16 protein-coding genes are annotated in these 19,837 nt (G+C 44.8%); 8 read left to right on the top strand and 8 right to left on the bottom strand.

Features of this window, described 5'->3' with window-relative positions:
• Positions 1–77: 77 nt before the first annotated feature.
• Entirely contained in the window at positions 78–383 is a 306-nt protein-coding gene (locus QUA53_RS10260; protein WP_333096803.1) for a transposase, read from the top strand.
• 97 nt (positions 384–480) lie between these two features.
• Here the strand turns inward: QUA53_RS10260 and QUA53_RS10265 are convergent, their stop codons facing one another.
• Both QUA53_RS10265 and gloA2 read right to left on the bottom strand, forming a co-directional pair.
• A complete protein-coding gene (locus QUA53_RS10265) occupies positions 481–1,773 on the bottom strand; it encodes an endonuclease/exonuclease/phosphatase family protein (protein ID WP_333096723.1) in 1,293 nt (430 codons plus the stop codon).
• A gap of 43 nt (positions 1,774–1,816) precedes the next feature.
• Complete coding sequence (gene gloA2, locus QUA53_RS10270; RefSeq protein WP_333096725.1) at positions 1,817–2,203, bottom strand: SMU1112c/YaeR family gloxylase I-like metalloprotein; 387 nt, start codon at positions 2,201–2,203, stop codon at positions 1,817–1,819.
• 163 nt (positions 2,204–2,366) lie between these two features.
• Here gloA2 and QUA53_RS10275 point away from each other — a divergent pair, with 163 nt between their 5' ends.
• Positions 2,367–2,489 carry a hypothetical protein gene (locus tag QUA53_RS10275; RefSeq protein WP_333096727.1) on the top strand — a complete coding sequence of 41 codons (123 nt, stop codon included), beginning with the start codon at positions 2,367–2,369 and terminating at the stop codon, positions 2,487–2,489.
• 23 nt (positions 2,490–2,512) lie between these two features.
• On the top strand, positions 2,513–3,562 hold the full coding sequence (gene ilvC, locus QUA53_RS10280) for a ketol-acid reductoisomerase (protein ID WP_333040067.1): 1,050 nt from the start codon (positions 2,513–2,515) through the stop codon (positions 3,560–3,562).
• Between the two features lie 272 nt (positions 3,563–3,834).
• Here ilvC and QUA53_RS10285 read toward each other — a convergent pair whose 3' ends face one another.
• A complete protein-coding gene (locus QUA53_RS10285; protein WP_333096729.1) occupies positions 3,835–4,059 on the bottom strand; it encodes a hypothetical protein in 225 nt (74 codons plus the stop codon).
• Between the two features lie 332 nt (positions 4,060–4,391).
• Complete coding sequence (locus tag QUA53_RS10290) at positions 4,392–6,050, bottom strand: alpha/beta hydrolase (RefSeq protein ID WP_333096730.1); 1,659 nt, start codon at positions 6,048–6,050, stop codon at positions 4,392–4,394.
• A 75-nt stretch (positions 6,051–6,125) separates the two neighbouring features.
• Here QUA53_RS10290 and QUA53_RS10295 point away from each other — a divergent pair, with 75 nt between their 5' ends.
• On the top strand, positions 6,126–6,359 hold the full coding sequence (locus QUA53_RS10295; protein WP_333096732.1) for a hypothetical protein: 234 nt from the start codon (positions 6,126–6,128) through the stop codon (positions 6,357–6,359).
• Positions 6,360–6,846: 487 nt separating this feature from the next.
• Here the strand turns inward: QUA53_RS10295 and QUA53_RS10300 are convergent, their stop codons facing one another.
• The 3 genes from QUA53_RS10300 to QUA53_RS10310 all read right to left on the bottom strand — a co-directional run bounded on the left by QUA53_RS10300 (position 6,847) and on the right by QUA53_RS10310 (position 13,859).
• A complete protein-coding gene (locus QUA53_RS10300) occupies positions 6,847–8,850 on the bottom strand; it encodes a cation:proton antiporter domain-containing protein (RefSeq protein WP_333096734.1) in 2,004 nt (667 codons plus the stop codon).
• 562 nt (positions 8,851–9,412) lie between these two features.
• A complete protein-coding gene (locus QUA53_RS10305; RefSeq protein WP_333096735.1) occupies positions 9,413–12,169 on the bottom strand; it encodes an NHL repeat-containing protein in 2,757 nt (918 codons plus the stop codon).
• Between the two features lie 292 nt (positions 12,170–12,461).
• Positions 12,462–13,859 (bottom strand): amidase, encoded by a 1,398-nt coding sequence (locus QUA53_RS10310; protein ID WP_333096736.1) that lies wholly within the window; start codon positions 13,857–13,859, stop codon positions 12,462–12,464.
• Between the two features lie 305 nt (positions 13,860–14,164).
• Here QUA53_RS10310 and QUA53_RS10315 point away from each other — a divergent pair, with 305 nt between their 5' ends.
• Together QUA53_RS10315 and QUA53_RS10320 are read left to right on the top strand one after the other, a co-directional pair.
• Entirely contained in the window at positions 14,165–15,433 is a 1,269-nt protein-coding gene (locus tag QUA53_RS10315) for a type IV pilus twitching motility protein PilT (RefSeq protein WP_333096738.1), read from the top strand.
• A gap of 68 nt (positions 15,434–15,501) precedes the next feature.
• The gene (locus tag QUA53_RS10320) at positions 15,502–16,302 is read left to right on the top strand and encodes a circadian clock KaiB family protein (RefSeq protein WP_333096741.1); all 801 of its coding nucleotides are present in this window, start codon (positions 15,502–15,504) and stop codon (positions 16,300–16,302) included.
• Between the two features lie 339 nt (positions 16,303–16,641).
• Here the strand turns inward: QUA53_RS10320 and QUA53_RS10325 are convergent, their stop codons facing one another.
• Entirely contained in the window at positions 16,642–18,282 is a 1,641-nt protein-coding gene (locus QUA53_RS10325; protein ID WP_333096743.1) for a thioredoxin-like domain-containing protein, read from the bottom strand.
• A 295-nt stretch (positions 18,283–18,577) separates the two neighbouring features.
• On the opposite strand from QUA53_RS10325, the gene QUA53_RS10330 reads away from it, so the two are divergent.
• Complete coding sequence (locus QUA53_RS10330) at positions 18,578–19,297, top strand: hypothetical protein (RefSeq protein WP_333096745.1); 720 nt, start codon at positions 18,578–18,580, stop codon at positions 19,295–19,297.
• A complete protein-coding gene (locus QUA53_RS10335) occupies positions 19,297–19,773 on the top strand; it encodes a DUF2726 domain-containing protein (protein ID WP_333096747.1) in 477 nt (158 codons plus the stop codon). Before QUA53_RS10330 ends, QUA53_RS10335 begins: the two co-directional genes overlap by 1 nt.
• The last annotated feature ends 64 nt before the right edge of the window (positions 19,774–19,837 follow it).

Below are 19,837 nucleotides of genomic sequence, written 5' to 3' on the forward strand. Positions count from 1 at the left end.
TGTATTAATAGATGTAATTAACTCAATGACCCTTATCGAAGAATGAATAAAACTTCAATTTAAATAAAATAATAAAAATAGCCCGATTAAAAAATATGTATTTCGCTCTCAAGATAATGCCTGACTTAAAAGAAAACTTTAGAGAAACTATTGAGCGGGAAATAAATTGGCGAGAGCGATTATGTAAACCTGGAGAATTACACTTGAGAGGAAAAAAATATTTTTCTGACAGCCGGCACACTATTATCCGTTGGCTAGATGAGATTATTGCTTACTTTGATAATATGAGTATAAGTCGTGGTGTTGAGGGTATAAAAAACAAGCTCCAGTTCATAAAACGTTCTGGTTATGGTTGGAAAAATCTTGAAAAATACTCTCGTTAGATGTTTGCTTACTGGCACTTTAATGGTGAGTTTTGCTGATCAACTAATCAATAGCCGAGTTAATCAATAAGTTGTGATAAAATATAGCATCCTGCCTTCAAAGGACCAAATCTGTAATTAATGGCAAATGATCCGAACCGACATTGCGACCAGTACGAATCTTCAAAACACCAATTTCTTTGCTGACTAGAAAGTGATCGATCGGAATATAAGCCAGCGGCATAAAAGTCGGCCAAGTCGGTAAAATGCCAAAACCCGATCGCGCATTTCGCAAATTTCCGGTTTTTACCATATTTTTGTAGAACGGCGACCACATTGTGGTATTGAAATCGCCAACCACAATCAGCGGATTTTTGACTTGGGCTGCATACTCGCCGATGCCTGCTAGCTGTTTATTGCGATCGATAAAACTCTCTTGTTTGACTGGCACAGTCGGATGAGCAAGAATCAGAGAAATGATTTTACCTTGAAATTTAACATCCGCCGACAAGCTCTTTCTTCGATTTGAAAAGGCTTTAACAGAGGAATTTTCTAAAGGCAGCTTGCTGTATATTGCACTGCCAAATCTCTCAGATTCTTGCTGGGTAGAAAAGTAAGGAAAAATCTCGCTTAAAACCGATAATTCTTTTGCCCAAGTTGAGTTAACTTCTACAAAAACCGCGATATCAGGTTGTTCTGCTTTAACCAGCGAGATCACCTCAGAATATCGCCGATTACTCCTTAAAACATTTGAATGCAAAATCCGCAAGTTGTGTCCGGGAGTTACTGCGGCAACTGCTGGCGCTGGAAAATACCAAGGCACAATTTCCGCCAAATTAATGATAATGCAAAATGCGCTCACCAGCAGCCATAGTTTTTTTGAGCGCACGAGAGCGAAAAATATAAAAGTAGAGAAACCAACCACTAGGTATTGTAGTTTAAAATGAGAACTCAATTCAAAAAAAATGTTGAATTGTCCTAAATAACCGACTATTGACAATACGACATTTACAGTTGCTGCGATAATAAACCATTTTAAAATTATGTGTTTTAAACTAAGGTTTTTGTTGGGTATGCTGTGCATCACCGCCCATTTAAGCTTGATTTTAAGGTCGTTAGTAATCGGCAATTTATCAATTTCTCTTACCAGTTGTTCTTCCTGTTCCAACTCTCGCCGCTTTTGATAAAATCTCACCAGCAAGCTATCTATCACAAAATAACTAAACGAATTGGCAACAAATCCTACAAATACCAACACACCTAAGCCGATCAGCATACCAAAGGAACCGCCGACTTTGACCAAACCCGACCAAACGGCGGCGTCACCTGTTTTTCCTGTAGCTAATATGGCGATAAATAGCATTAAAGTAGGCAATCCTACCGTGATTGTGTTTCTGATGAGAGAGTCCATTGTTTATTTTCTCTGCTAACCTTTTTTAGATTGGCTGGTTGCTCTAAATTTCATAAATTTCTAACGGTAAGTTGTCGGGATCTCGGAAAAATGTAAACCGTTTTTCTGTAATCTCGTCAAGGCGAATTTCTTCTACTTCTACTCGTTGAGATTTTAAGTATGTAACTGATTCTTCGATGTCATCAACTGCAAAAGCTAAATGTCTCAAACCGCAAGCTTCAGGATTGTTAATTCTTTCGGGAGGATGGGGAAATGAGAAAAGCTCAAGGGTGTCGCCGTTTCCGACTCGCAAATCTAGTTTGTAAGAATTTCTCTGGGTTCGGAAAGTTTCTTTGATAATGGAACATCCCAATACTTCTACATAAAATTTTTTGGAGGCTTCGTAATCAGAGCAAATAATCGCCACATGATGTATTGCTTTTATTTTCATTTTAAAAAACTTAGTTAGTTGCGTTTTTCTGAGATGTTGCACCATTCTCAATAAGCTTTTTATGAACAGGATTGCCGGCCTGTTCCACAAAAAGTGAATTTTCTCGCTTCACAGGCTGGAAATCCTGTTCTTGAGAATCGTCGAAGATGTGAGGTTTGTTCAAATGCACAGCACGCTATTAACAATTATATTTGACGATCGCAGACTCGGCGAAACACCCTGCGAAATTCAGCGCGATCGGTCTTTATTTTCCCCCGCACAAATCTTAATTGAAAAAATTATGTAAAAAAAGTACCCTACTTTGATAAAATGAGAGTTTTGCAGTCAATCACTCAATTTGCATCTCAGGAAACAAGCACTATGGCCCGTATGTATTACGACACCGACGCGAACCTAGACCTCTTAGCCAACAAAACGATTGCTATCATCGGCTACGGTTCCCAAGGACACGCCCACGCCCTCAACCTCAAAGACAGCGGCATGAATGTCGTTGTCGGTTTGTATCCCGGTAGCAAATCTGCCGCCAAAGCAACCGACGCGGGTTTAACAGTTCACCCGGTAGACAAAGCAGCCGCCGCCGCTGACTTCATCATGATTTTATTGCCCGATGAAGTTCAAAAAACTATTTACAAAGAACAAATCGAACCGAACCTTTCTGAAGGAAATGTTTTAGCATTTGCTCACGGTTTTAACATTCACTTCGGCCAAGTTGTTCCCCCTGCCAATGTAGACGTAGTAATGGTTGCCCCCAAAGGCCCCGGACACTTGGTGCGGCGCACTTACGAACAAGGGGAAGGTGTTCCCAGTTTGTTTGCAGTATATCAAGATGCTTCCGGTCAAGCGCGCGATCGAGCAATGGCCTATGCTAAAGGTATCGGCGGCACCAGAGCCGGCATCCTGGAAACCACTTTCCGCGAAGAAACAGAAACGGATCTTTTTGGCGAACAAGTAGTTTTGTGCGGCGGTTTGAGCGCATTAATTAAAGCTGGATTTGAAACTTTAGTTGACGCCGGATACCAACCGGAATTAGCTTATTTTGAATGTTTGCACGAAGTTAAACTTATCGTTGACTTAGTAGTAGAAGGAGGCCTCGCCAAAATGCGCGACAGCATCTCCAATACCGCAGAATACGGCGATTTAACTCGCGGCCCCCGCATCGTCACGGATCAAACCCGCGCCGAAATGCGGAAAATTCTCAGCGAAATTCAATCCGGCCAATTTGCCCGCGAATTCGTGCTCGAAAACCAAGCCGGCAAACCAGGCTTTACCTCCATGCGCCGTCAGGAAGCAGAACATCCTATTGAAGAAGTTGGTAAAGATTTGCGAGCTATGTTTAGCTGGTTGAAAAAGCACGCCTAATCAATTTTAGATTTTAGATTTTAGATTTTAGATGGGAAGACCAATCTAAAACAGTCCTGGAGGCATAACCTCTATCTGTAGGGTGTGCAATGCACACCTTACTGCTTTGATGAAAATCTAAAATTTCAAGTTTAATCGATTTGAGATTGGAGGAAAAATCTAAAATCTACAATCTCAAATCGTATTGTTTGGTTGTGCTTCGCTTCACCCAACCTACAAGAAAATGGCTAAGTATTGTTATAGAAACTGGCTTTTTCGCTGGTAGGTCAAAACTATCGACTGGGACTAGGAGTTTTTTGCAATTTTTCAATATCCTCTTGCCTTTTCTCGTTGAAATCTCTCGGCCTCAACCAATCTGGCCACAACCCGACGAAAAACTTCCGACTTGCCACGCTAGTATCTCTTACAGGTTTGGGGAGAAAAGTTAAGGTGTCGCCGTAAAGGGTAAACAGGGCTGCAAACAGCAGCAACAGCGGGATAAGATTTTTTTTAAGCATGGCAGTTTGGGGGTAGAGTTTGTGAAAGCGCTTTGTTATATTTTGCCCTTGCACGGACAAAATATATCAGAGACAGCTTAAGAAGAAAAATACACCCTTCGGGGCTACGCGGCCGCGCAGAGAACAGGAAAGACTGCTGCTCACAATATGATGTCCTCTCGAACGACCACTACAAACACTTTTATTATAGGTGTTGGACCGGACATCAAATTATTAGCTAATGACTAATAGCGGTGAGGTGCGCCGTGCGGACCCTACCTAATTATTTTCGAGGTCGAGAACTGTAGAAGATACTAGGGTTTTTGGGCGTTTACCTACTTAATTATTAATGACTACTTATTTCCTTGAATAAAAGTTTGCACTACTGCATTAATTTCAGGGGAAATTTCTGTTACCAGCCGCACCGGGATTTCATTGGTAGAGGCAAATTGGGCGTATTCGGGCGTTAGAAAAACTGCATATTTGTCAGCTTCAGGAGTTAGTTGAGCGGCGGTGGCTAAAGTTACAGCTTTTATATAATTGCGTATGCTAGCAGCTTGGTCGCCGACAAATTCATCCCCGGTAATGACTGTGCTAGGTCTCCGAACTTGGTTTAAAGTTGTACTGGTATCTTTGACGCTTAAGTGGGTTCCTCCTACAAAACCGACTAGCCATTTGGGAGATGGAATCTTTGGGAAGCCGGCAATTTGTTCGGCTAAGGCGGGAGTGGTTTTGTCCGCAGAAGATGCTACTATTAATGTAGGAATTTCAATTGAACTCAAACCCGTTTCTCCAAATAGTAATGATGTGATAGGATTCATGGCGATCGCCCTTTTAATCCTCCCATCCCGCAATTGATACCGTTCTTCGGGCAATCCGGCCGCCGCGCACTGAATGCCTTCGCCTAAGCTGAACCCAATCAAATCTCCCTGACACCGCTGTTTGAGTCCACTCAATTGCAGTTCGGCGCCGGCCACGGACAAGGCTGTAGCGCCCCCGAAAGAATAGCCAATTATTACCGATGGATCGAGCGCCATTTTCCCCTGCAAGTTATCATCAGTTTGGTTCAATTTTGTCAGTTCGTCGAGTACAAAACTGATGTCTTTGGGACGGTCTAAAAACTCTTGAGGAGCTAGCAAGGGACACTTCCCCGCCATCGCAGCATTGGTATTCGTCTCGTTGCTGCCTGGATGTTCTAAAGCTGCTACTACATAGCCGTGAGACGCCAAATGCTCCGCTAAGTAGCGCAAATCCGTGCGGACGGAACCCAACCCGTGAGAAAAGACGATCGTCGGTTTGTCGGCTGTTGCAGCTTTCGACCAATACACATCCACCGGAATAGGTCGATTGCGGGCGCTATCGTTCAAATCTAGCGCCCGTACCTGCACCGAATTAGGGCCGGGTTGGGTTGGATCGAAAGGCAGGTTAAACAGGGGTTTAACCGGTGCTAACTGAGGTGCGATCGCCGCCATAAAGCGCTGAGTTTGCCAAAAACTTGCGTTCATATTTCCCAAAACTGCGAAAGCTCGATCGAGATCTACCACGACCCGCGAGCTTGGATAAGATTCAATAAAACTCAATACCGATAAGCCTTCCGGCGCGTTGGCTCCCTGCAGCAGAGCCGCTCGCAACGCTTCCACACCCCCACCGTCGCCGCTGGGTATCACTGTAGTCAAATCCGTCAGGATGGCAGTGCCGATGCCCGTATTTAGCAAGTTGCTCAGGCCGACTACATTTAAGGGAATTTTCGCTTGCAGCGCCCGAAAAATTTTACTCCGCTGTTCGGAGGACAGGAGATTGGCATAAGCTTGCAGTTTTGCCGGGACATTTCCTGTTTCTGCGAGTTCGCGCAAATCTGCAACCGATATTGAAGATTCTAAAATACCTTTGCGGACAACAACCGTTTCTGCAGCTTTTACAGGAGATGTCACGTCGCTGAAAGGATTAATCGAAATCGAACCCAAAACACTCGCCACCGAAGAAAACCATCTGAAATTTGGTCTGATGCTCATTTTTACCTTATTGAACTAGAGGGGGTAGATCACCATATTCTCAAAATTCTCCCAGATACCGAGAAATTGTCCTAGATGCCGAGAAATTGTCTTCATCGGGGTGCGATCGGCAAAGCACCTACGCATATTTACTTGCCGATCGCACATTCGGTACCTAAGTACACTTCTTGTGCGGGTGCTAACGATGATGAGTTGAAGGATTTTTTTACCGACCGCCCAAAAAATACAAACTTCACGAGTGAAAAGAGCGAGCAGATCGCCCGATTAATTTTCCGGAAACTGCACGGCGCGTGTCCTGACTGGGGGTAATATTAATTCTGATGATACCGGATTTGATATTTTTTAAGGCACTAAGCCAAATTGCGGTAAGGGCAAGATTCAAAATAGGGTCTATCGATTAGCTATCAAAGTTTTGCCTAAAAACTATGTACGGCGATCTAGTGTATTTCAGATTCGCGCAGCGGAAGTTTTGCTAGCAATTCCGTTGAATTAGGATTAAATATAGGACTTAAGCTAATCCGCATTTAAATTGCATAGTAAAATAATTTTTTCCTCTTGTGGGGTGGGCATCCTGCCCGCCCTCAACATACAAATTAAATGTACAACAGCTTACACAATTGTCACAAATAGGGGGTTAAATTTTAGGTATGTAGTTGCGATTGTGCGCTCTTAGCTTAAGAAAGATCGCACAAGCATAACTACATACCTTTGTTTAATTTGCCACTTGGCTTTAGTCCTCCAACATTAACCCCAGATGAATGCAGATTCATAACATCATCGGCGGTTAAAATCTTCCTCAAGATACAGGAAAATAAACAACAAGCATCGAAATATTCTGGTGAGTCCGGGCGATCGCTTCCGGTTCTTTGAGAGTTCCCGGTTTTTCCCACAAATTCTGTTGCTGAGAAATTGTTGTTAAAATCAGCAAATCGTGTTCTAACAAATTCTGCGAAACTAGCTTGATAAAATTTCCCCGCACCAGATTTACTGGTATCTCAGAAAGAATTTCCACCTCCGCCGCACTTTTCTGGCTTTTCTCCCGTTGTGTCGCCACCAACAACACTTGCAAACTCGCCTTAAGTTCCTCTGCCAAACTCTTAGCAATATCCACGGTTTCCTGAAACCCAAACCGAGTCAACTCGCTGTCAGTTACCGCCAAAATAACTCTGGCTGTATTCTGGAGAGGATCGGGAAATCGAGCAATCAGTACGGGTACGGGCGATCGCCTGACCACATTATCAATGATGCTGCCAAAAAAATTGTCGCGAGTCGTAGAAAATCCCTTCCAACCGCAAACAATTAAACTAGCCTCGCGTTCGGTTGCACTCCGAAGGATTCCGCGATCGATCGCATCATCTATCCTCGCGATCGGTTCAACCGCACAAGCAGCGGCATGAGCCACAGTTTCCGCAGCCTTCAAAAGTTGAGTTTGCTGCATTTTCTCTGCGGGCAAAATTGCTTCCCCGCGATCGGACAAAATATGCAGCGGTAGCAAAGTTCCCTGAGATTTTTTGGCTAAAATCAAAGCCAAACGCAGCAAATTATCTTCCGTATTCGGATTAGCAACAGGCACTAAAACTCGCTCTCCCCATGAAAGCTTTCCCAAACTAGGAGTCGGCAAACTCGACCCCGGCTGCTGCATTTGTTGACCCCACCGAGATACAATCCAAGGAGAAGCGACACAAGTTACTAAAATCATGGCAATGATGCCGTTCACCGTTACGCGATCGACCAATTTAATCTCAAAAGCAACCGTAATCGCCGCCAAAGTAGAAGCAGCTTGAGCAACAGAAAGACCGAACATTACCATAATGCTGGGAAACTCAAAACGAAATAATTTCCCCGGTAGCCAAGCTGCCAAAAACTTGCTCACCACCTCAGCTACAATCATCACCGCAGCCACCAACAAAGACTGCGGCTGCTTTACCAAAATTAGCGGGTCAATTAACATCCCCACAGAAATCAGAAAAAACGGCACAAACAGCGTATTGCCAATAAACTCAATCCGATTCATCAAGGGACTCATTTTGGGAATAATTTGAGTAATGGCAATTCCCGATAAAAACGCACCAATAATTGCCTCAATTTCAATTAGTTCTGCTGCGTAAGAAACTAGAAATAGGGTAGCCAGTACAAATATAAATTCGGCATTTTCGTCGTGACCAAATTTCTTAAAGAACCAGCGACCAATTTTGGGAACTCCCCACAAAGTACCAAAAGTGTAGATAGCAAGAGATGGAATTAGAAACAGCCAGAATTCGAGAGTGAGATTTCCTTTGAAAGCTTTGACAACAATTGCCAGCACCAACAGGCCCAACACATTCGTAATTAAAGTCCCGCCCAAAGTCGTAGTAATAGTCTGAGTTCGCATCAATCCCAATTTGGTGAGAATTGGCAGCGCTAAAAGTGTGTGCGTAGCGAAACAAGAAGCGACTAAAATTGCAGCCAGCCAGCTATATCCCAACAGCAGCATCGCTCCTGTCCCCAATATCATCGGTAGCGAAAAAGTAGCCAGCCCAAATATGACAGCTTTGTCCGCATTGAGTTTGAGGTCGTCGAGGCTAGTTTCCAGTCCCGCTAGGAACATCAAAAACAGCAATCCTACAGTACCTAACAAAACAATAGTAGCGTCTCGTTGCAGCAAATTGAGACCGTTGGGCCCGACGATTACGCCAGCAATAATTAAACCAACTATTCCCGGTAGTCGCAAACGCTCAAATAACAGCGGCGCGAGTAGCATGATTGCTAAAAGAACCAGGAAAACGGGAACGGGGGCGGTAATTGGCCCGGAAGTTAACATAAATTTCACCCTAAATATTGGCAGCGAACTGCTACCATATTTAAAAGGAAATAATCAAAATGTCTATCAATCTAAAGAGGTATTATCAATAATCGACAGCGTAATTTTTAATAAGTAAGGCTGGGCGGTAGCAACGGGGTTTATGGGTAAAATATGGGGTTAATGACTAGAAATTGAGTGCTTCACGAACTCGGATAAAAAAACTATCTTTTTCAGTCTGGGAGGCACAAAAACCTGGTTAAGAATCAAAATAACAGGTTGTGAGCGATCGACTTTAACGCCGAAACCTGGTTTTTTATCCTATTTTCGTCCACCACTATTTAGGTATCAAATGCAAGGGGACACATATCTATATCCCCAGATGGAGCGTGGCAAACTCGCTCCTAATTCAGAAACCCGGTTTCTTAAAAAAACCGGGTTTTTCACCACAACAGACAAATTAAATGGGTTAGTCTTGGACGCGAAAAAACCTGGTTTCTACGCAACGTACTTAACCGTAGCCTTACGGTAGCTAAGTATGTATTTGTTGTCAAGATTTGTCCATCTAATTTTCAATGATAGGCTAAGCGATCGACACAATACTAGCTCGCTCGTAAGGCAATCTGTTAGTCGGCAAAACATCCAGATTAATTTGCAACGAATCCAAAGCCGGATTTTCGGCTAGCAGCTTTTGCGTCAAACTCTTATTAAGAATTTCCCAGAAATCCGTTTCATTGGGATAATTAGTCAAGAAACTGTCGATGCTTTTGTAAATCGGCACAAAGTCTGGATACTCATCCTGCGTAATTCCTGGTTTGTACTGATATTTGACATCAATATTGAGGTTATTCAAACCCTGGTGATCGATCGAGTAATTAGCAATCTTGAAATCCCAGGCTTCGCCTAATTTACCATCTTGAGTGCGAGTAACGGTACTGCTGCGCTCGTAAGGCAATCGGTTCGTCGGTAAAACATCCAAATTAACCGTCACCGACGAAAGTGCCGGATTATCAGCAAGCACTTTTTCGGTCAGATTTTTGTTGACAATTTCCCAAAAATCTGTTTCGTTCGGGTAGTTAACTAAAAGATTGTCAATGCTCTTGTAAATGGGAACAAAATCAGGATACTGATAATTTTGAATCCCGTCTTTGTACTTATAATTTACATCAATATTCAGGTTGTTTAACCCTTGATGATTAATTGGGTAATTTGCCAATGTAAAATTCCATTTCTGCGTCAGTTGAGCATCGGATGGAAAGAAAGCAATTCCTATTGGACGCTGTAACTTGCTGTCGGGAGGGACAAAAATAGAACTGTTACTCGACCCAGGATTTCCCGATATGGGCAGCGGTTCGTCAGTCTTGCCATTATACCGCAAAACGGCGCCGGCACCGTTAGCATTAGCGCGGTTGTCAAAGCCAACTGCAAACAAATTGCCGATCGGCGAAAAGGCCAAACTACCTACATAATTGCTACTGGGCGAAGTATCAGTATAATTGGTAGATAAAACCTTGACCAATTCCCCACTTTTTAAATTGTAGCGCCTGATATCGTTAGCAAAATCGCTGACATAAAGGTCGCTGTCAGCGGGCCCGATTGCCATTCCCAAAAGACTTGCAAATCCCTGACCCCGAGGCGAAGGATCGGGCGAAGCAAAGATACTTAACTGCCGGGTTTGCGGGTTGTAACGCAGCACCTGACTGGGGAAACCTGCGCTAAAATCTGCTTTACCATTGCGAGCAACGCTCCCCTGCGTTGTCACGTACAAATTGCCGTCAGGAGCAAACAGTAAACCGTTCGGGCCATTCAATCCTCCCGCTTGCTGATTTCCCGAAGCAAATACATCAATAAACTGTCCTGTTTTGCCGTTATATCGGAGAATTTGGTCACTCAAAAAACTGCTGACATAAAAATTACCGTCAGGGCCAAAAGCTAAACCGTAAGGGCGAAACAATCCGCCAGTTTCATCGGCCGCCGTGTTCGGATTATCGCCGACAAACTTGTCAATAAAGGCGCCAGTAATTCCGTCATACCGCAATACCGCAGAGGCTGTCGGTTCTCCCGAATTTCCGGGCTTGTCGCCGCTAGTAACGTAAATGTCCGACTTATCATCGCCATTGCCATCGGGTCCAAAAACGATCGTATCTGGATTGAACAAACCGCCGCTTCCCGGTGGAATAAATTCCCCGAGAAAATTGCCGGTATTGCCGTCAAACCGAAGTACATTATTTCCCCTGCTATTGCCAACTAGGAAAGTTCCTTGAGGATTGCTGGGTTGAGTGCGAGTAACTTTGCTGGTGCGGTTGTAGGGCAAGGTTTGGCTTGGCAGAACGTTGAAATCTATCTTAATTGCTGCCAAGGCAGGATTTTCGTTGAGGATATTTTGAGTCAAGTTTTTATTGACAACTTCCCAAAAATCAGTTTCGTTCGGATATGAGGTTAAAAAGTTATCAATGCTCTTGTAGATTGGCACAAAATCGGGATATTCATTGGGAGCGATTTCCGGCTTGTACTGGTAATCTATATCGAGATTGACCTTGTTCAATCCTTGGTGATTGATTGCGTAGTCTTTGACTGAAAACTTCCAATCTTCTGTGATTTTGCCCGATTGACTGCGGAAAACTGTACTGGCGCGCTCGTAGGGCAATTTCTCCGTTGGCAAAACTTCCAGTTGAATCGTAACATCTGTCAGTACCGGATTTTCATTAAGCACCTTTTCCGTCAAATTTTTGTTAACAATTTCCCAAAAATCTGTTTCGTTCGGGTAGTTAACTAGGAAATTATCAATACTTTGGTAAATGGGAACAACATCTGGATATTCGTTCGGGGTAATTCCCGGTTTTAACCCGTAACCAACTTTGAGGTTGAGGGTGTTTAAACCTTGGTGTTCGATGGTGTAATCTTTAAAATTGAAAGCCCAGTTTTCATCAGGAAGTAGGGAAGAAGTTTGGGATTGCGTGAGTTCTGGCACGCCACTACTATCACCAACAGCAAAATCCATCCCTGTTAGTTCGTCTCTCTGAACTTGATTGGAGACAGCGGTCTGGGATTTTAGACTACTATCAACTTTAAGATTGTCGCCTCCTGACGATTGGAGACCGCTGTCGGTGGATGGCCCAAAAAGCCCGATCGCACTACCAGTCGCAGCAGCCGGCAAATCTGGTTTTTGAGTCAAATCGTAGCTGTTATCAAATAAAATATTGGTATCGCCTACGGCAATTGTCCCTATCTGATTTAAGCGATCGAACTTACTGTCAAATAAGTCTAGTATTTCCGCTGAAACACCCGCAACATTTCCCGGAATCGGATTTTCTGGAAACCGTCCTGCTGTGTTAAACATAAGCTATTTTTTTAGATACACCCGCCATCGGGAATAATTTTGAAAAAAATTGTACCTTCTTTCCCCAAAAAGTCAAGTACCTTAAGAAGTGTTTTATATTTACTTACCAAAATTAAAGCTGAAATTTGTCCTTTTTCTCAATCCTCTCGTTTCCCCTTGCATCAATATTGTTCAAATGTCAAACAGTCAATAGAAATTTATGCGAAAAACCGGATTTCTAGTTCCCCGCAGACATATCCTGATTTGGCATACCCCTAAAAAAGGGAAACGTGCTTTTATCCCTGGCTATTGTCTATTTAAAATCTAAAACCGGGAAAGGTTTCGCCGCTTCCATCTGCGCCGCTAAAGCAATTAAAGTTGCTTCCGCCGCCGGCCGCCCGATAATTTGAATTCCCACGGGCAAACCGTTGTTATCTAAAATAGCAGGAAGTGCGATCGCAGGCAAACCGCTAGCATTAAACGGCGGACAAGGAGCAACCCAATTAATAATGCGCTGCAAAGTTTCTTCAAAACTCAAATCCGCCCACTCCCCAACCCGGATTGGCGAGTGCATATAAGTTGGCAAAACTAACACATCAAATTTTTCAAAGAATCCCACAATCCGCCGTGAAATCACCTGCATTTGATTCACCGCCCGCAAATATTCCCCAGCGGAAATAGTTCTTTCTAACAGCCAGCGATTCATCGGTTCCAAAGCAGGGCCTGGAATGCCGCTTGCCGCCGCCCCCGACTGCCAAATTGCGATAAACGGTTCGATTAAACCCGTAAAATCCGGGCATCCAGGTTCGACATCGTGACCCAAATCTGTCAGTAACTTGACGGTTTCGAGTACCGCTTGCTGACAGATAGGCGCAGCCTCGCCCACAGGGGAAATAGTCGTAGAAAACGCAATTCGCAGTTTGCCCGACTTTTGGCGGGAAGCCTCTAAAAAGGTCGGATTTGAATCTGGTAGCCAGTACGGATCGCCTGTCGTGTAACCTGACATCACATCCAAAAGTGCGGCGGCGTCAGCTACAGTGCGCGCCAGTGGGCCGTTTGTAGAAATGCCGCTGAGGTAATCTCCGACAGGTGCCCAGGAAACTCGCCCCCGCGATGGTTTAATGCCCACTAAGCCGCAGCAGGAAGCTGGGCCTCGAATCGAACCGCCGCCGTCTGAACCTTGGGCGATCGCACACAAACCCGCTGCTACAGCCGCCGCTGAGCCTCCGCTGGAACCTCCGGGCGTATAGTCTAAATTCCAGGGATTGCGCGCGGGCGGGAAACCTTCTGGTTCGGTGTAAGGTAATGAGCCAATTTGAGAGGTGGCTGTTTTGCCCAGAATGTTAAATCCCGCTGCTTTGATCCGCCATACTACTGACTCGTCGTAGGCAGAGATGTTACCCAGCAAAGCCTGAGTGCCGTAAGTACAGGGAAGGCCGGTAACGGGTGTCAAGTCTTTAATGGCGATCGGCACTCCGAAAAAAGGTGGCAATTCCTGTGGCTTGTTTAACCCAGCTAGTTTTTCGGTTTGAGATTTAGCCAGGGCGATCGCCCGCTCGGCCGTTACAGTAAAATAACTGCCCAGCTCAGGATTTAATCGCTCAATCCGTTCCAAGTAGAGATTTACAATTTCTAAAGGCGACACTTCCAGGGTGCGGATCGACTCCGCCAGCTCCAAAGCTGGAGTAAAAGCCAGATCGACAGAATTCATCCGTTTAACTCCTTAATATTTGGGCAAAGTATAATTTAATACTGTTGAGTTGCTGAAAACTCTTTTCCTTAAGAAGTTTATCCAAAAAAGTCAAAAATCCATATTCGATCATATATCGAGAGGGATGGCATCCTCCAATTGGCAGAATAGTTGCTTAGTATTGCAGCACTACGACCCCCTCTTAGGATAGACTTAGAACAACAGTTAAGCTTTTGTGCAAGACGCGCACAATGGCGATCGGCATTGTTCAACTCCCACAAATCATCTGTTCGAGTCAGCCTTCTCACCAACTTAAGGTAGCGCATATGACACAACAGCATCCGCCAGCTCCTCGCCCGCCCGTACCCGGAGCCCCCCCACCGCCAGGAATGCCCCGCCCTCCAGCTCCCGGAATGCCCCCCAGAGCAGCAGGAATGCCACCCGCACCGCCCCCGGCACCCGCACCAGCAGCGCCACCCGCACCAGCGCCGCAATCCTTCGCCACACCTAAAAGTCAGAGCTCTAGCAGCGGCGGAGTTCCGAGTTTGAAAGAGCTAGTAATCCGAGCCAAAGAAGAAGGAGTATCCGACCTTCACCTCGGAGTAAACGAAGTTCCCCGCTTCCGCACCCGGGGCGAGATTGCCGACATCGGCTATCCACCGACGGATTTAGATACGTTTTTTGGCTGGTTGCGGGAGTGCATGAGCGATGAAGAAATTGAAATTTTCCAAAAAACCTTAGACTTTGACGGCGCTTTCGACTTCGGGTTCGTCCGCATTCGGATCAGTTGCATGGACTCCTTGGCCGGCCCGGCAATGGTACTGCGGCTAATTCCTGCCAAAATAATGACACTGGAGGAATTGAAACTGCCGGAGGTATTTAGGAAAATATGTGGCTACCACAAAGGGCTGATTTTGGTGACAGGCCCGACAGGTTCGGGTAAGTCTACCACCTTGGCCGCGATGATCGACTACATCAATAAGACTAAAGCCTACAACATCATCACGATCGAAGACCCGGTAGAATTCGTACACGAAAGCAAAAAATCCTTGATCAAGCACCGGGAAGTCGGCAGGCACACCCTCAAGTTTATGAGCGCTCTCAAAGGCGCTCTGCGACAAGACCCGGATATGCTGCTAGTAGGAGAAATTCGGGACAGAGAGACGGTGGAAATCGCCCTCAAAGCCTCTCAAACCGGTCACTTAGTTGCAGGAACCCTGCACACCAACAGTGCGGTTAAGACCCTGAACCGGATTCTTGATATGTTCGGGGCGGAAGAACAGGATGCCATACGGGTCTCAATTTCCGAATCCCTAGTGGCGATTATTGCTCAACTGCTGTGCAAAACCACAGACGGAAAGCGGGCTGCTTTCCACGACGTGATGATCAATACCGACGTGGTTAAGGAATACATTCTGAAGGGCCAGAATGAGGAAATCAATCAAATCATGATCAAAGATACTTATGAAGGCATGACGACGATGAATAAGTCGCTCTACGGCCTTTATCAAGAAGGTCGAATTACTGAAGAACTTTGTGTAGAGAACTCGCCGTTCCCGAACGAAATGGCTCAGATGCTCCGAGGTCGAGTCTAAAGGTCGAGTGTTAACAGTTAGCAGTTAAAAGTTAACTGTTAACTGTTAACTTTTATTGGTGTACTGAATTGAAAGTCGATCGCCCTATTGTGCCAGAATTTTTCAAAGGCATTGCGCTGTTTACACCAGGGGGAGACTTAATCTATTGCATAGACCCCCGCAAGCAAACTCGGTGGCATTTGCAGTTGTGCGTAGCTCTACAGGAGATCCTCGGTTTGTCGGAACCGCCGCATTTTCTGATACCTTGCTACACGGCAACCGTTGACTCCTGGCTCGATCCAGGCGATAGGCAGGTGCGGGTTGCTGCCGAGGCTTACCCCCCCGTGCTGCGACATCAAACGCTGCTGAACGCCATTTTTGGGACTGGCGACTTAGTGTGGCATCCCCGGAGCGAAGAAATGTGCGAACCGATGGCAATTGCTACTTATCACGAACAATTCCCCGAACTTTGGGAAAATCACGACTTAGTTGTACAGTATGCCAGCCCCGAAGCTCGATCGGACTGGAGCAGTTCGCTCTTAACTCCCTTGGGCTTTCCGCAACCGCAGCAGACTCGGCTTCCCAAACCAACAGCACTCACCCCACCGCCACAAACTCAAGGGTACGTTTTGCGTCTGTTTGTTTCCGGCAGCAACCCCAGCACTGAACGCACCCTGGAAACTTTACACCAGTTTTTAGAGAAATGCCTCGATCGTCCCTACACTTTAAAAGTAATTGATGTTTTGAAACATCCAGACCAAGCTGAGGCAGATCAGATTTCAGCAACTCCTACTTTGATTAAAATCTGGCCGAAACCCGTGCGACGAATTGTCGGCGAATTGAATGATAATGAAAAAATAGTACGCCTGCTGAGCTATTCGGAATTTTAGATTGGGGCGAGGATTTTTGCGATTATTTAATAAGGGCGATCGCGGTTTTAGTAGCCCTGGAATTAACAACATTTAGTAATTCACTCCTGGACGCAAAAAGTAGTTTGGCGTTCTACTTATATCGGTTAGGTGTTTTTGGGCAGTACACCCTAAATATAAAGGTTCTGCATCCCGAAGTGAATTGCGGGTGAGGTACAGCACTCACCGCGAATAATTCGGGTAACTTACTTGGCTTGCAAATTGTGGTAAGGTGCGCCGAAGAGCACCTTACTTTACCACAATCAATCTGGCAATCAGGAGAATTGAGACCTGTGCCTGAAGTCAAAAAAGTCGATCGACTTAATCAGGAAGACAAACATCCGGAGCGCACAAACTGGGGAAATCCAAAGTTGTGACTTCCAGCGTATCCAACTCAACTCGTCGAATTACATGATTGTTCGTATCAGCAACAAACAAATGAGGCCCGATCGCACTCAACCCTGAAGGTTCAAAAAATCGAGCCCTGAGACCTTTAGCATCAACCAAACCTGCTGTACCATCTCCAATCATGGTTCTGCACGTACCGCCCCGGTGGTCGATCCGCTTAATTTTGTGATTGTAAGTATCAGCCACCCAGAGGTAATTTTGAGCGTATTCAACACCCAAACAGTGCTGCAACCTGACCTCATCACCGCGACCATCTTTATCCCCAAAACCAAACAATTCACCGCTACCGCAAACAGTGCGAACCTTCGGGTCTTCATCTATACCCACAGCGCGAATCGAACTAATTTCGCTGTCAGCAACAAACAACTCCGATCGATCCGTAGCGAGGCCGCTGGGCTGAGAAAAAGCAGATTCTGCAAGATTCCCGTCCACACAGGATTCTCTGCCAATACCCGCATAAGTGCCGATCGTGCCAGTGTCTAACTGCATTTCCCAAATTTGGTGGGAACCCGCCATTGCAATAAAAAGTCTATTTCCAACTCTTTCTAAATCCCAAGGCGAATTCAATTGCGTTTCTAAACCCTTGCCGCTGCGGGGTGAAATTTCGTGACTTTGTTCGCCCGTACCAGCAACAGTTTCTACCCGTTGAGTCGTAAAATCAATCTTTCTGAGAGCATGATTTTCCGTATCAGCAACATATAGAATTTGACTTTCCGCATCAAAAGCCATACCTTGAGGTGCAAAAAACTCAGCCTCTTCAAAGTCCCCATCAGTTAAACCCGGTTTGCCGCTACCGATGACGTGCAGCACCTCACCTTCGAGGGTGCTGACAACAATCCTATTGTGGCCGGAATCGGCAATAAATAAGCAAGAACCGACTAAGTTTTGTATGACTGAATTAGCAGGCCCCGGCAATACAGTTTCATCTACAGATTCATTTTCCTGACTCATTTCGCCCAAAAGCGCGCCCTGTTGGTGAAGATGTTTGGCTTCCGTTGCAGCGATCGCAAATGCCAGCACTTTACCGGGAAAAGCCAGCGGTGTTGATACAGGTTTGCGCTGTTTTTCTAAGCGAAAACTGAGTTGTTTAAAGTTAAGTGCATTTTTATCTTTGTATTCAGCAATTAACTTGCCAACTAACTCGTCAAGTGCTTCTCTATTCCCTTCACCCGAAACAAAGCCAACGACATAACTTTCAGGATCGATCACCATTAAAGTCGGCCAAGCGCGAACCGCGTAGCTTTGCCAAACTTTCATGCCGCTGTCAACGATTACAGGATGTTCGATATCGTAGCGGAGGATAGCTTGGCGGATGTTTTCTACTTCTTTTTCGTTTTCAAATTTAGCCGAGTGAACACCGATAACCGTGAGGGAATCTTTATATTTTTGTTCGAGGTATTTTAAGTCGGGCAGGACGTGCAAGCAGTTGATGCAGCAGTACGTCCAGAAGTCGAGGAGGACAACGCGCCCTTTTAAGGATTCAATGGATAAAGGTTTTTCGGTGTTCAGCCAGGGGTAGTTTCCGGGGAATTCTGGTGCTCTGACGCGGGGCATGGCATCTCCTGGGTAGGATGTGAATGATTTTTTTACTTCTTTAATTTAGCGGGAAGTTTGGCACGATGGGGAAAAGGGAAGCTTAAACAAGGGCTTGTGGTACAGGTCGGAGTGCCTGTACCACAAGAGGGGGCGAGGGGTGCGATCGGGCCTCACTGTCCTTGTTGCGTATAAATACTCAAAGAATCCCTCGGTAATTAACATCTAAAAATCTTAGCCAAGATGCTTGACATTCCTGGATGGCAAGCTTAAGCTATGTCTATGAACCTTAGCCAAGGTTTTTAGGAAATAGCAAATGTCCAAAATTATCTACGATGTCATCCAGCGTTTTGAGGTAGAAGACGGGATACCCCGCCTGATTTCAACCAATATTCAAGTTATTGAAGGTGGCCAAGATTTGATGTCTTTGGCTATTAGTTTGTTAAAGGAACTTGGTTTCTACGAAAAGTTTGAGGAGAAGCGAACCTCTCAATATATAGGATACAGAGTTAAGAAGCCAGGGAAAGGGGATAAACGTTATCAACTTGTTTTTCAAGAGCGAAAGGATAGTTTGTTTATTTCTATTCGTCAAGATCTCTTAGACGAACATATACTCAGCTTTAAGTATTGGACCTTGGTAGAAGTAGAAGCTGAACTTACAGCAGGAGCCGTCTGGGTGTTACCCAGTAAAAAAGAGCTTTTTTTAAATTTAATCGATCCGCGGTTTCCTGGCCTGGTAGAAGGAAAAACCTGGGGAAAGTTTTATATAAATGAAATTATAGAACAACTAATAGATTGTTCTGATATATCACAAAAAATTAACGTTTCTTTTGCTTCCTGTAAACGCACAATTCTCAAGATTCCCCTTAAAGAAAATGAAAAATTTCCCCTTGAAACATTAAGTAATAGGGACAGCTACGTCATACTCAGGGAAGATAAACTGTTTCCCTACGCATGGCAGGTTTCTATCAGTTCAAGTGAAGTTCTAGAAGAGTTCCTGGGTCACTTTGCAAAAATTCTCATGGATGCACAATAATGTCTGTCAAAGCCAAAAGACTGGTCAACCCTTACGAAGAAAGAATGCTCGAATTTCTTCATACCTGTGTAGACAACAACTATAAAATTCATACACAGGTTAGCTTGTCCCAAATTTGCGAACAAGTCAGCAACCTTGACTGGGAACTAAAAAAGTTTTTATTTAGGAGTGCTGTGGATGCTCTAATCACAGACTTGAACTACAATCCTTGCCTAGTAGTAGAGTTTCAGTCTCAGTACCACGATAGCCCAGAAGCGAAAGAGCGCGATCGTAAAAAAGCTACTTTACTTGACTTTGCCAAAGTTCCCTTAATTTACTCGCGGGTAAAAAATTGTGGTTTGTTATATCTATCCTCTCAAAATGAGGAAGTAGTTTACAATTTATACACGGGACAAAACAGGGAAAATGCCCAAGCGCTAATCAGACAGTATTGCAGGGAATCAGTCGCGCCTCAACTTCAGCTTATAGCTTGGTAACATACCTTATCAGAATTTTGATTCTGCCCAAATCTACCGGGCGATTGGAAATCGCGACTAAACA

The organism is Microcoleus sp. Pol12B3, assembly GCF_036701355.1.
Lineage (GTDB): Bacteria > Cyanobacteriota > Cyanobacteriia > Cyanobacteriales > Microcoleaceae > Microcoleus.

Bases quoted from the DNA above. Each gene is read 5' to 3' on its own strand.
- QUA53_RS10325 (WP_333096743.1), bottom strand. From the start codon at position 18,282: ATGCCCCGCGTCAGAGCACCAGAATTCCCCGGAAACTACCCCTGGCTG.
- QUA53_RS10315 (WP_333096738.1), top strand. From the start codon at position 14,165: ATGACACAACAGCATCCGCCAGCTCCTCGCCCGCCCGTACCCGGAGCC.
- QUA53_RS10310 (WP_333096736.1), bottom strand. From the start codon at position 13,859: ATGAATTCTGTCGATCTGGCTTTTACTCCAGCTTTGGAGCTGGCGGAG.
- gloA2 (WP_333096725.1), bottom strand. From the start codon at position 2,203: ATGAAAATAAAAGCAATACATCATGTGGCGATTATTTGCTCTGATTAC.
- QUA53_RS10275 (WP_333096727.1), top strand. From the start codon at position 2,367: ATGCACAGCACGCTATTAACAATTATATTTGACGATCGCAGACTCGGC.
- QUA53_RS10265 (WP_333096723.1), bottom strand. From the start codon at position 1,773: ATGGACTCTCTCATCAGAAACACAATCACGGTAGGATTGCCTACTTTA.
- QUA53_RS10295 (WP_333096732.1), top strand. From the start codon at position 6,126: ATGCCGAGAAATTGTCTTCATCGGGGTGCGATCGGCAAAGCACCTACG.
- QUA53_RS10290 (WP_333096730.1), bottom strand. From the start codon at position 6,050: ATGAGCATCAGACCAAATTTCAGATGGTTTTCTTCGGTGGCGAGTGTT.
- QUA53_RS10330 (WP_333096745.1), top strand. From the start codon at position 18,578: ATGTCCAAAATTATCTACGATGTCATCCAGCGTTTTGAGGTAGAAGAC.
- QUA53_RS10335 (WP_333096747.1), top strand. From the start codon at position 19,297: ATGTCTGTCAAAGCCAAAAGACTGGTCAACCCTTACGAAGAAAGAATG.
- QUA53_RS10285 (WP_333096729.1), bottom strand. From the start codon at position 4,059: ATGCTTAAAAAAAATCTTATCCCGCTGTTGCTGCTGTTTGCAGCCCTG.
- ilvC (WP_333040067.1), top strand. From the start codon at position 2,513: ATGAGAGTTTTGCAGTCAATCACTCAATTTGCATCTCAGGAAACAAGC.
- QUA53_RS10305 (WP_333096735.1), bottom strand. From the start codon at position 12,169: ATGTTTAACACAGCAGGACGGTTTCCAGAAAATCCGATTCCGGGAAAT.
- QUA53_RS10300 (WP_333096734.1), bottom strand. From the start codon at position 8,850: ATGTTAACTTCCGGGCCAATTACCGCCCCCGTTCCCGTTTTCCTGGTT.